Here is a 12,986-nt window from a genome sequence, read left to right as displayed (position 1 = left end):
CTTAATTCCTTTAGATTTAGTACCTACCTCTTCGAAACATAGATGAATAAGTTTAGAAAAATCGGCAATAATTACCGAAAAAAACAAAAGGCCGAGTGTTAAACTCGGCCTTCAGTATCAAATTAAAGGGGGGAGGGTATTAAAAAAGCTTTATATTAGCGCTATTAGTAGCGTCTAGAGCAGTCGTAAAATTATTTAAGATAGGAGAGCTGCTTGCAGTATTGATTCCCATATTAAAGTTTTGATTTGGAATACTGCTTCCCCAATTATATCCACTTTTAGAGTAGTCAAAGTTTTGCACTTGAATCGATTGTTCTGGAGTGTAGTAATTACCCCAAGGCATCGATTCACTTACTCTTAGCATTGGTGCATTTGCTCCGTAGTAATCATTATAACTATAGTTCCAGTTGTTTAGTCGATTAAGATCTTGCATCATAAAAGACTGTTCTCTAAAGTCGCGTACCATACTTGAGAAACTATCTTGTCTCTGGTTAAGCGCATCGTATGTTCCAAAGTAAGAGTTAACTTGTGGCTGCGTAAATTGAGATGTAAGCATGCTTACAAATTGTTGCATGGCCATGGCCTCTTGTTGTTGCTGGCGCTGGTACTCTGCTTGCTCTTTCATTTCTCTGATATATTCGATAAGAGCTAGCTCTGCTTCTGAAAACTTATCGTCTTTATCTTCTTTATCTTCTTTTTTATCCTTCTTCTTTGCTTTAATTTTATCTTTATCAATCTCTTCGCTACCTGCTTCTGCGATAACTTCTTTCTGTTCTGACTCGTTCTTATATTCCTCAAGTTCTGCCGTAATTTTTGCAAGTTCATCTTGAAGCTTTTTTATCTCGTCAGTATCTATTTTTGATTTAGCATTTTCTAGTTCACAGGCTAAAACAGCATTTTCTTTCTTGAGCTCTTCATTCTCTAGTTCTAGAGAAGATAACTTTTCACTAATTTCCTGAAGTTTCTCTCTTGTTTCATCAAATTTTGAAATTGCTTCTTTGGCCGTATCTAGCTCAGAAGTTCTTTGCTCGATTAGTTCTTCAAGTGCCTTAATTTTTTCTTGGCGAATATTATCATCAACTGGATCTGATGATTGTACATTAGCAAGTTGAGATTTTAGACTTGTGATTTCTTCACTACTTTTTGCAAGCTCTTCAGTTAGTGTATTAGACTTACCTTGAAGCTCTTCATATCTTTTTGAAAGATCTTTAAAATCTTTTACTAGCTTTTCATCAACATCTTTAATTTCAATTTTAACGATATTCTCTACTTTTCCAAATAGCTTTGCAGTATCGAACCAAAGGTCAAAGATACCTTTTTGGTGGACTTGATAAGATGTTACAGAGACTTGCTTTTCTCCAGCTATCTCGCGGTAATGGCCATTTTGATATGAGTTATCAGTGATAGACATTTCATTTTGCACGTAAGTGCTCGATAGAAATAATGCACTCATAATAAATAGCTTTTTGTAACAAGCTTTCATAAATTCCTCCCAAGAATTTGATTCAATTTATTAGATGCAACTGCTATGCCAAGAAAAAGGCCAAAAACCATGCAAAAATGCCATGGATACTGTTCATATTTTAGACACTGGCCAAAACCAATGCGCTTTTGCTTTAATATCTCTATGAAAAATTCAATCTATCAAAAGACTTATCAGGTCAGTATCAATAATGTGAATATCAACAAGCGTCTTGGACTCTTTGGAATGCTAGGTTATCTGCAAGATATTGCAACAGTTCATGCCGAAGAGATGGGCTTTGGTTTAGAAGATATGATTCGAGATCAATCATTTTGGGTTCTAGTTAGACAAAAACTTCGCATGGACAGGTTTCCTCATTGGAACGAAATTATTGAGATTAAGACGTGGTCGAGACCGCCAGAAGGTATGTATGCCTTTCGCGAATTTGAGATTTTCCTTGATGGTGAAAAGATTGGAGATTGCTCAACTGTATGGATGATTTTAGACGGTGTGACAAGAAAGGTTAAAAAGCCTGATTTCCCAATGGAGAGAATTAATCCTCGTACAGATTATCATCTTGATTATATCGCTCATAAAGTTGAGGTGAGGGATAACTTTGAAAAAGTTAATACCATTACAGTACGAAATAGTGATCTGGATTTAAATATGCACGTTAATAATACGAAGTATTCTCAGTGGATTCTTGATTCAATTCCAATAGAGCTTCATAAAACTGCAAAGTTAAATGACTTTGAAATTAACTTTATGGCCGAAACACACCTTGGTGATAAAATTGATATCTTACGAGCACGTAATGAGGAAGGTGAGGTTACTCACGATATTGTCTATAAAGGTATTAGGGAATCAGATGGCAAGACCTGTTTCTTAGCAAAGCTTTTAGCAGACTAAATTAACGTAGGTAGAACTCAAAGCTACATGCACCTTTTCCTGAATAGCAGACTTCTGTTCCATAAGCTGGCACGACACCTTCGTTACCACCATTGAATGTTATATTATAGGCATCAACACCATTATAGTTATCATTGGCATTCTGGCCTGAACATCCTGCTGTTCGGCTTGTATGGCGCAGATTTCCTGTACAGTCCACATAGTCGTAATCCCAAGTTCCATTGCCATTTTCAATTATTGGAGCACCTGCATTGTATGAAGGTGAAATGAACATGGCATCAGTTGTTCCATTGGCACGAGAGAAGTATTCTGGATTAATTGAAGCTCTAGTTGCAGGAAGTGTTCTTTCAGTTATAAGGTTATCGGCAATAGAGCTTACCATGATTGAATTATCAAGATCTGTAACTCCACTTGAGCGTGCTACTAATGTCCAGCCACCACCATCTGTTGTCATATCACAATAGACGCTTCGTAGAGCATTTTGACCAGGATAGAAGTTAATAGTGTAATTACCTGATGGAGCATTTGGATTTTCTTCCAGGATCTGCTTGCATGAAGACTTATAATCTCCGTATGAGTTTGACTCTCGAATCATAAACCAACCGTTCCCCGCACCAATTGCAGTTGCTGGGTCAGTAGCAAATTCCATAGCAGTTCCATTCCAATAGGCACCATTGAAATAACCACCTTCTGAAGTTTCTCCTCCTCCATTGATCTTACCGTTCCAACAGTTTGCATACCAAAATGGAGTGTCAGAATAGAATGACGGACAATTTCCAGTATGATTATCGTTATCTTGATCAAGTGTTGACCACATCATTCCATTATGACTTGTGGCAATTGCCGCTTTTACTGTACCTATTAATTGAGTATAGGATTCAATATTTAAACGGTACTTATCCGCAGGATTAAAATTTTTCACCGTCATCATCGCCTGTTGTGAAAATGACTGATCGTAATCGTAAGACCAAGAATAGAGTAGTTGAAAATCTCCATTACCAGCAATATTATCCCAATGAGAGAGACCGACGAAGTAGTTTAAGTAGTCTAGGTAGTCGTTAGTGTTATTTGATGCAATACTTGTAGTCGATAATAGACTACATTTTCCTGTTGTATCACTTACGCTTCCAGCGGCTGCAGAGCATTTTGGCAGAGTTGAAATTGAATCAGCATATGTAATAGCAGTTGTAGGCTTATTCGTCCCACCACGAGTATTTCCCCATACAAGCGTCCAGCCTCCACCATGAGTTGTCATATCACAAACTGTTGGGAAGGCCGGATTTGAACCTCGTGGTCCATCTGGATCAATTAAGTAAACCCCTGTGCCACTTGAATAGCCACGGTCAAGAAACTCTCGACATGACTTCATTGAAGGAAGAGAGCGTACCCAAACGCGTGTTTCTTGGTATTGTTTTAATGTTAGACCAAGGCCTGATTCTACCTCTGTACTATTGTAAGCATTTGTACAGTAACTATTACCGGTTGAAGTACAAGTTGTGATTTCAGCTCTAGCCATGGAGTCTCTTGGAGTACATCTTTTTCCATAGGCACCACCGATAAAAATTCGATCCGTAGTATTGGGGTCAACATTTACGCATGAATAAAAAACACGCCAATTATTTCCGTAGCCATGAAAGAAATAGTTTCCAACAAGTCCTACGTTTTCATTACCGTCCATATCTGCAAACTTTACTTGTGGTTTACTTGCATCTGTAAGAGCGGCCACTTGTTGAAAATAATTAGGAATTGTTTTGTCTAAATAAGCCGTCTCCCAAGTATTGTCAGTGATACTGAAACCTGTATTCACACCTTCAACGCGCATTTGATTGAAGGCAATTGAATTTGATCTTGAGTAAACTTCCGCTGAAGTATCGCCACGAATAGCGTGAGTAGGGTAGCCGTGCCATACTTTTGTCCAACCTCCACCTTCTGTGGTCATATCACAATCAACTGTGACGGCCGTCCCTTCAGGATAAATTGTGTAGGAACCGTTTCCTCGAGATTTACCATTTAAAAGAATATCCATACAGTTCTTTGGACGGTCGTATTTCTCTCTTAAAAAGTAGCGTGCCTTAACAGTTGCTTGTCCTGTGTTGAAACCACCAACGCCACGAACACGGTTAAGGTCATCACTACCATTTGTATGATAAATATAGTGTCGTGGATAATCGTGTACATCAGAATTTGGTGTTTGCGTATAAGTAGGGAAGCAGTCTCCCCATCCAAAACCAACACCGGCCCAATTAGTTTGCCTATCTAAATAGTAGTTTGTTCCATTGCTATTTCTAAAGCGAAATTGTGAGCCACCTGTCATAATGTCACAATCTCCTGGTGTCGTCCTACTTGGTCCTGCTTTGATGTCGAGAACAAGATTTAAGTCATTAGGATTAAAAAATTCTACTGTCGAGAAATCTGTCGCTCCCCAGTTACCGATATCACGGGCCATCATTTGCGTTGCTGAAAAATCAAAGAAATTATGCATACCAACGGTATTAATTTCTGCGTAATTTGTGCTGGTGATATTAATGCCAGCAAATTCGCTTTTCATCGTATTATATGACTTCTTTGTCGTCATTGTAGGATCTGCAGCGTTGGCATAGAAAAGAGTCCAGCCGCCATTATCAATATCCATTTCACAGTAGACTTGAGTCGCTGTTACTTGATCTGGGTATACTGTATAGAGACCTGAGCCTTTCGATTCACCAAGCTCAACGAGATGTTGGCATGACATCGGTCTCATCCCTTCATCATGAAGATAGAGCTCTACTAATTGTGTCCCTACGTCATTATTATGATCTGAAGGAATTCCAGTTTTATAAACTTGATCTGAACCGATTGCAAAGTACCAATTTGAATGATTAACTGAGCCATCTAATAATGAAGCATCACCATTTGAGTAACCAAAACTATTGTTCCCAAGCTCTAGGCCACCCCATCTTTGACTATTCATTTCAATATCAATTCCTCGATAGCCACGTACAGGAGTGTCGTAAATTGGATTTGTAAATTGTGACCAAATATTTTTCTTCGTTTCATTCGGATAATTAATCCAAAATGTAAAACGATTTAGACTTTCGAGCTCATCAATATATTGAACAATTGAGTAGAGGTTTCCTGTAGGTGCTGCTTGATTGTAGAGTAGGGCCGAATTCGTTGTTGGAAAGTATCCTCCAGCTACATCGTGTCTGTAAATTCTCGTCCAACCACCGCCATTATTATCCATATCACAATAAACACTTAGAGCAGCAAGTGGTCCTGCGCCGTCTATGTCGATTGTATAAAGTCCACTAGGATATGATCCTGTTTTATTTAAAGTCGAGCAAGAAACCTGACAGTCGCGAACGACAATATCAGATGGTGCATTGGCATAGAAATTCATCCACTCTGGATTTGTCTTTGTTGAAACAAAGTGTTCATTTGTTGTTGATGTATTCCATACTTTCTTACAAGTATTATGGGCCACAATAGTTTTAAGTTCATTGCTTGCTAGTTTAAAACCAGTATCAACTGTATTGATCGCAAGAACAGCTTGCGAGAAGAGTAGAGTAAATAGAAAACCTATTTGAATTTTCATTTCTTATTTGCTTTTTGTAACTCTTTAATTGCTTTGCGCATCTCTTGCATATCTGCTTTAAGTTGCTCGTTTTCTTCTTTAAGTGAAGCAATCTCTCTTTTCACTTCTTCATCATTATTAAAGAGCTTATCAATTTTACTTGAAATTGATTTTACTGCTTCTACTAATAGCGCTGTGATATTACCGTACTGAACTGATTTATAACCATCTTGACCAGTCTTTACTAACTCTGGTTGAACTTTTTCAACTTCCTGAGCGATAAAACCTACAGTCTTCTCTTTTGGAAAATTTCTTTCTGGAAATTCATCTGTTTTCCAATCAAAAGTTACCCCACGTAGAGAATTTACCTTATGAAGTGGATCAATTATCGTTTCCACGTTTTCTTTGAATCTTTCATCTGAAGTATAAAGGTAAGCTGCAGCTAAAACATTACCTGCTACATGAAGCCTTTCAGATGGTGCATCTGTACCAAGACCTAGCTCACCTGTCCCCGTCAGCCTCATGTACTCAGTATAGCTACTCCCACTAGTGTATCTTGCAAAAACTAACGGGTCAGAAGGATTATCTCCCCACGTAACAGAAGGAATCTTGTCATCTCCTGTTGCTCCATCTCCATCAATATCGAAAACTTGCATACCGACTTGATCATTTCCAGATTGAACAACTAGACCGCCTAAACCTGTTGAACTAAGTTGACGAACTCCATGAACTATAAGTAGATCAGATGTTGGTACACTTGTTCCAATTCCCACCTTTCCAGTGTTATAATAAATATCACTACCTGTCGTTGTCCACTGAGATTGATTAACTCCACCAATTTGAGTCGTTACATAACTTTTCATCGCGCTAACTGATGGAGCTTGTAGAGTTTCTGTTCCAGCTGTCGAATTTACAACTGCTGCTGTTTGGGCACGTCCATTTGTGAAGTATAAATTGGTCGCACCTTCCGCAAGATCATCAGTGTCTGCTAATCCTGTAATTGCAGTATAGTTTGCATTGATTTGTGCTTGTAATTTTCCATAAGCATCGAGAACCGTATCTGTTGCTACTAAAGCTGAGTTTGCACCTACAGAGTATCCTGTTAGAGGTGTACTAAGGACAGTAGATCCATCGATAACTGAAGAAGGAACACGTCCACTCGCATCGAGTCTTAGAAGCTCATTGGCACCATTTGAAGTATTAACGGCCAAATTCACATCATCAGTGTTTGCCGTTAGAGTTAGATCACTAGAAGCTGTTAAGCCTTTGAATACCAAGTCAGTTCCAGTCTTTGTCTTATAAAGAGAAGTTCCACCGGCACTAGAAGCAGTGTTTTGTTCTCCACTTGCTGCAACAACTGTTGATAAACAACCTGCACCGTCTATACAGATATCATTGCCTGTTGTGACATTCATGCCACCATCAACAGTTAGTTTTTGCGTAGGTGCAATATTTCCGATGGCTACATTTCCACCAGAAGACTGTAGATAAACATCGACATCACCAGCATTAGGACCTGATGCTAAAGTTCTAAGATAGGTATGTGTTGCACCACCTTCATAGATTAGGCGGAAATTCATATCTTGAAAGTCAGGTTCACCATTATCTTCAATCAAATCAAAGAAAGATGCGGTATCACCAACAGTTAGAGAAAAGGCTTCTACTGTAGCACCTGCTCTTGAAATATAGAATGGTTGTGTACCAGATGCTGTTGCAAAGTTTGCACCACCATTTACGGTAAGCTTGTGGCCTGGAGATGCAACACCAATCCCAACATTACCTGTACCATCAATTCGCATTCTTTCTTTATTAAGATCTGCAATTAGTGGCCCACTTGTTCTAAAAACAAGAGCCGCTTGTCCGTAATCTGCATTCGCACCATCAGTTTCTTGGATTGAAGCAATAGATGCGTTAGCAACTTTTGAAGATCCAGAGTAGTTAGATGTAAAAAGAATATTTGTTTCAGCGCCAATCGCTGGATCAGTTGAGTTTAAACGTAGCATCGCAGGGAAGTCTCTAGCTGCTGCAAGGCTAACCGTTTTATCCACACCGTTAATATCAAGAAGCGAATAAGGTGTTGTTACACCAATTCCAATATTTCCAGTCGGATAGTGAATATCACTTCCTGCTGTTGTCCATTGAGTTGCACGATTATCAACATATGATTTAATAGCAGCAACTGAAGGTGCCTGGTCTGTCTCACTGCCTACTGTCGAGTTAACAACTGCTGCAGTCTTTGCACGGGCATCTGTATGATAGAGGTTTGTCGAACCTTCTCCAATATCATCTGTATCATATGCCGAAATAGCAGCAAGAGAAGAGGCGTGTGAATTAAGTTGACCTTGAACTTTTTGAAATGCTTGAATAACAGTATCTGTCGCTAATACACTTGAAGCTGCACCTGTTGTAAAACCCGTTAAGGCAACATCAATTGCAGGATTATAATTAATAATTGAATCTGCTAATTTATCACCTGCTCCAACTTGCGCAATTTTTCCATTTGTTGTTCCCACGTCAACTGCAAGAGTTCCAGAAGAAGTAATTGTTCCACCTGTAAGTCCAGTACCACCAGTCACTGCAGTTACTGTTCCAGCATTTCCAGTAGGCCATGCTGCTCGACAATCGGCCGCGATACAAAGCTCAGTTGCTTTGACTTTACCAGCAACATCAAGTTTTTCAGTAGGCTCATCCATACCAACACCAACATTTCCAGTGTCACCATCTAAGACTAGAGCTGTATTATTACTTCCATTAAAGAAGTTAAAGTGAAGTTCATTGCGACTTGTTGTTGCTGCTGAGTTTAAGCCGAATGCCATAATATCCCAGTAAGCACTTGCAGTGTTTCCTGTTTGCATTCTTATTGCACTCTTCTTATCTTCGTGTCCAAGAAGGTTCAGGCTTGCTCCTGCTGCTGAAGTTGTACCTTCTATTCCAATCTCGGCCCATGTGGCACTCTGAATGTGTAGTGGGTAAGTTGGTGTTGTTGTACCAATTCCGATATTACCTGTGTTGTAATAAAGGTCACTTCCTGTTGTCGTCCACTGAGATGACGTAATAGCACTAGTTTGGGCCGTTACATAATTTTTTACTGAATCAACAGAAGGGGCAGTATCCGTTTGTGTTCCTGCCATTGAGTTAATAACTTTTGCATCGGCCATGGATTGTGCCGTCGTATCGACGTAGCCTTTTACTGCAAGCTCACTTGGAACTTGCGTCGCTGAATCTAGAGTTCCTGAGTTATCAAGATCACTTGCCGGAATTTGTGCAACGTTGGCAACATTTGCAAGCCCGACATAAGTTTTATCAATTGTTGGTGCATTAATCTTTGACCAACTAATTGCTGCACTCGTGTTGATATCAGCATCAACGATTAAGTTGTCTTGAATATCATTTGCCGTTGTTGAAGGAGGTGTTGTGTTACCACTTTTTACACGTCCCTGCGCATCCACAACAACAGAATAGTAAGTAGTATTATCAGTCACAAGGTTTGGTAAACCTATAACCCCTGCATTGTTAACAAGCGTTGAATCAACAGATACTGCAGCAGTTTGATTCACACATTCAAGTTCATTAGATGCGTTTACAGAAACCACTTGTCCTGGAGAGCAAGTTGCTGCGATAACTAAATTATCCGATAGAGCTGCGTGATTGGCGTAAACTGAAATTGGATTTGCCAAGATATTCTGATAATCATAGGCGATTGGATTTCCAACATCAGTCACATCTGTCACGCGAATAACAAGAGTCTGTCCTGTGGGTATTTTATCAATTACATCTGCAATGTTGGAATAGAGAGGATCAAAAGACCCTAAGTTATCAAAGTCTAATTCAACAGTGTAGATCCCATTAGATAGTGGCACGCTATTAATTGTTTGAGTTGCAATTATTGTAGGAAGATCATTTGAATAGAAGATATCAAATTTTAAGTTAGGAGTTCCTGTAACAGGAGTACCGTTACTAAGTACAAGTCTGCCTGAGTAACCAAGCTTACTTGTCGAAGCATATAGATTTAAGGATAAGAAGCTTAAACTAAACGCTAAAATGAATGTAAAGATTCTACTAACGTGCAACAAAGTTCCCCTGTGTTTACAGTGGCATATCGACATAATATTACGAATCATTAAAGAAATGAAATTTAGGTAGTTAAGTGGACAATATTTCCAGTTTAGGGCAGAAATGTGCCAATTAAAGGTGGCTGACCCCTTAGATTAAGGGGTCGCATTACAAGGTGGATACATACGAGCAAGCTCGCCAATAGGTCCACCAGTTTGGCTATGATTCGGTCTTAGCTTTTCCCAATAAGAGTTAGTTGGAAAAACCTTACCATTTGCCTTATACATACCTTTTTTACCAAGAAGAATATTGTACATAATATCCATACTGCATCTAACTTGGTTTCTAGGTTCTATTGTCGTTTCATATCCAGATGCAAATTGGCAGTTCTTACCTCGCCAATAACGTGCATCTTTTTTTCGGTTTAGCTGAAAGAGTCCAGTAGGGCGATCTGTAGCATCTGGTACACGACCAGTGTTTACCTTTGTAGGATCGCATGATGACTCAACTTGTGCGATTGAAGCAAACATCCAAACCCAAAATCTCTTTCTTTGCTCATTATTTAGGTTGTACCAATTGGGACAAGTATATGGAGCCGCTGTCATCCCTTTGATTTCATCATAGAGAAACATCTCAGAAGCGCCCGATTCATTTTCAATATACTCTGTAATCATTTGTCCCCAAACGCCTTCTTTACCATCTTCAGTAATAAACATTTGGCAGTCTTTATTAAAATACTTTCCATCTCTTCTGTGTTCAGTTGGTAGGGGATCACCCTGAGAAATTGTATTGTCCTCTACCTGACAGTTATGACAACCACCATCCGGCGGATTTGTGACACTATTAATAACGCTGTTAAGCTCATTTAAGAAATCAGTTTTTCGAGAATTAAGATCAGAGCTATAAGAATTAAAATTAAGAATTAATGTAGATACAAGAATAAGTGACTTCATTTTTTAGCCTCCTTACTCTTTTGTACTTTTTGATAGACACACTTAATTCCACTCTCTTTCGACTCGTAGTTGATGGTATCATTTTTTAATTCGAGAATTTGAGTACTAATCGAATCCTTTTGATTCGCTGATGCCTTGCAATCTTTGACTTCACTTACTTGGGTAACTTTTGTCTTTGTATAAGTGAATACTGAACTATATGTACAATCCGACTTTTCAACTTTTTTCTTATCAGAAAATGGGCCGAGGAAAATACGATGTCCTACTCTTAGTCCTTTTTGTGGAGACTTTTCATCAATAAATTGTACTTCAGAAGCGTCACAAAAATCAGAGCTTCTCACTAGGGTTTTGTATTCACCCACATGCTTTTTCATCGCAGAAATGAAGTCATTCGCTGAAGCGGCCAACGCCATTGTTGGTAGTGCTAAAATTACTACCAATTTACAGATACTTATAGTGGAATTCTTAATCATACCTATCCTCTTATTAACTCTCGAATTATACCATTTTATAAGGGTTTAGAGCTCTTGGGAGACAAGATTTCCCCATGGATAATTATTTGGCCTAAGTATTGTGTTCATTATTACACACTTTAAGACATAGAGAGGCTTTCACTGGTAGTAATGCCTATTACAAAAATGGGAGAAACATATGAAGAAAATGGTCAATATTGCGACGTTAATGACATTAGCACTTCTTGTGTCATGTAATGCCGAAAAAATATCAAAGGTTAAGTTTGTACATGCTCTTGAGGGTGAATCTCTTTCAGGTGAAATGAAGATCAATGGCCAGGAATTAAATTTAACTGGTTCAAGTGAAGAGTCATTTGAAGTAAAGCCAATGTACCCAAGAAAATTAAATCTAAAGCTCGAATATAATCACGGGCCAGAGCTTAACAAGTTATCAGCTACTGAAATTAATATGGAATTTGAAGTGCGTAACTACGATTCTGAAGAGGGAAGTGTTGATCTAAGAAAAGCAGGTTCTGTAAAACTTCAAGGTGATAAGCTTAAGCTTACTAATTGTACAAACACAGTTGACTTCAAAGTAAATGGTAATGAGCTTGTTGTCGATATGTCTAAATTTAAAAGTCTTGCTTCTTGTAAGGCCGTAGGAAAGTACAAAAACTATAACCGTATTGGTGAAGAAGGCCGTCTACACAATGGTTTTGGACGTAACTTTTTTAAATTTGCGACTGATACTCAGTTTGGAAAAGAAGCTGCTTATGAAATCGTAAATAACTTCTCTCGCTACATTTATCAAGATGGAGAAATGGCCGAGTACTTAAAGACAATGATTACTAAGATTGCTAAAGCATCAGATATGCCAGATGTAGAACCTAAGGTTTTCTTTATTAATGCTCCAATTGAAAATGCTTTTGCTCTTCCAGGTGGATACGTATTTGTTTTTAGAGGTCTAGTTGATTCTCTTAAAACTGAAGCTGAGTTAGCTGGTGTATTAGGACACGAATGGGCACACGTTACTGAAAGACACGGTACAGAGTCTGTAACAAGAAGCTTAAAGTCTATTGCTACTAAGTTTGTTGGAGCTGGTTTTGTTTGGGCCAACTTTGGGATTCTAGGTGGTGCAGCTACTTATTATGTATACGATAAATTAGAAGATATTCCACTTATGGGATTTAGCCGTATTCAAGAGCTTGAAGCGGATAAACTAGGTGTTCAGTATGCATATAAAGCAGGATATTCACCTTACGGACTTGGAAAGTACTTCTCATCGGTACCTGATTATGATGAAACTTTCTTTCAAGCAATTACTTCAAGTCACCCAAAGTCATCTACTCGCGTGGAAAAAATTGAAGAGTTAATCTTTAATTATATCCCATATGATACATCACTTGTCGTAACAAGTGATGAGTATGAAGCAGCGAAGGAGTCAATTGATGATCTTCAGGCGATGCCTCCATATGTTGTAAGACAACTTATGGTTTCAATGGGTGCACTTGTTGAATCAAGTATCAAAAAGAGTGTTCGTAAAAAACTTAAGCTAGATCACAAATTAGAAGAAAGATAACAAAAAGAAGGCCCTTATATGAGGG

At 38.6% G+C, this 12,986-nt stretch carries 7 protein-coding genes; 2 read left to right on the top strand and 5 right to left on the bottom strand.

Translation table 11 applies throughout. The features are described 5' to 3' along the window. Positions 1-139: 139 nt before the first annotated feature. Positions 140-1,483, bottom strand: a complete 1,344-nt coding sequence (locus ACMAYS_RS06635; RefSeq protein WP_412462971.1) for a hypothetical protein — start codon at positions 1,481-1,483, stop codon at positions 140-142. Positions 1,484-1,627: 144 nt separating this feature from the next. On the opposite strand from ACMAYS_RS06635, the gene ACMAYS_RS06630 reads away from it, so the two are divergent. Further along, positions 1,628-2,371, top strand: coding sequence for an acyl-[acyl-carrier-protein] thioesterase (locus ACMAYS_RS06630; RefSeq protein WP_392857330.1), 744 nt, complete (start codon positions 1,628-1,630; stop codon positions 2,369-2,371). Position 2,372: 1 nt separating this feature from the next. On the opposite strand, the gene ACMAYS_RS06625 is transcribed toward ACMAYS_RS06630, so the two are convergent. From ACMAYS_RS06625 to ACMAYS_RS06610, 4 genes are all read right to left on the bottom strand, one after another. After that, positions 2,373-5,945, bottom strand: coding sequence for a fibrinogen-like YCDxxxxGGGW domain-containing protein (locus tag ACMAYS_RS06625; protein WP_412462970.1), 3,573 nt, complete (start codon positions 5,943-5,945; stop codon positions 2,373-2,375). Next, the gene (locus ACMAYS_RS06620) at positions 5,942-9,994 is read right to left on the bottom strand and encodes a tail fiber domain-containing protein (protein ID WP_412462969.1); all 4,053 of its coding nucleotides are present in this window, start codon (positions 9,992-9,994) and stop codon (positions 5,942-5,944) included. Before ACMAYS_RS06620 ends, ACMAYS_RS06625 begins: the two co-directional genes overlap by 4 nt. A 138-nt stretch (positions 9,995-10,132) precedes the next feature. Continuing rightward, positions 10,133-10,930, bottom strand: coding sequence for a hypothetical protein (locus tag ACMAYS_RS06615; protein ID WP_392990846.1), 798 nt, complete (start codon positions 10,928-10,930; stop codon positions 10,133-10,135). Then, positions 10,927-11,403 (bottom strand): hypothetical protein, encoded by a 477-nt coding sequence (locus ACMAYS_RS06610; protein ID WP_392990848.1) that lies wholly within the window; start codon positions 11,401-11,403, stop codon positions 10,927-10,929. Before ACMAYS_RS06610 ends, ACMAYS_RS06615 begins: the two co-directional genes overlap by 4 nt. 178 nt (positions 11,404-11,581) lie before the next feature. Here ACMAYS_RS06610 and ACMAYS_RS06605 point away from each other — a divergent pair, with 178 nt between their 5' ends. Further along, positions 11,582-12,961: a M48 family metallopeptidase gene (locus ACMAYS_RS06605; protein ID WP_392990850.1), complete on the top strand. Its 1,380-nt coding sequence runs from the start codon at positions 11,582-11,584 to the stop codon at positions 12,959-12,961. Positions 12,962-12,986 lie beyond the last annotated feature (25 nt).

Origin of the sequence: Halobacteriovorax sp. RT-2-6 (assembly GCF_047085025.1) — a bacterium.
In the GTDB taxonomy this organism is placed as follows: domain Bacteria; phylum Bdellovibrionota; class Bacteriovoracia; order Bacteriovoracales; family Bacteriovoracaceae; genus Halobacteriovorax_A.
This window is presented reverse-complemented; position numbering and strand designations above follow the sequence as displayed.

Excerpts from the sequence above, each read along its gene's own strand:
- ACMAYS_RS06630 (WP_392857330.1), top strand. The coding sequence starts at position 1,628 with ATGAAAAATTCAATCTATCAAAAGACTTATCAGGTCAGTATCAATAAT.
- ACMAYS_RS06605 (WP_392990850.1), top strand. The coding sequence starts at position 11,582 with ATGAAGAAAATGGTCAATATTGCGACGTTAATGACATTAGCACTTCTT.
- ACMAYS_RS06635 (WP_412462971.1), bottom strand. The coding sequence starts at position 1,483 with ATGAAAGCTTGTTACAAAAAGCTATTTATTATGAGTGCATTATTTCTA.
- ACMAYS_RS06610 (WP_392990848.1), bottom strand. The coding sequence starts at position 11,403 with ATGATTAAGAATTCCACTATAAGTATCTGTAAATTGGTAGTAATTTTA.
- ACMAYS_RS06615 (WP_392990846.1), bottom strand. The coding sequence starts at position 10,930 with ATGAAGTCACTTATTCTTGTATCTACATTAATTCTTAATTTTAATTCT.
- ACMAYS_RS06625 (WP_412462970.1), bottom strand. The coding sequence starts at position 5,945 with ATGAAAATTCAAATAGGTTTTCTATTTACTCTACTCTTCTCGCAAGCT.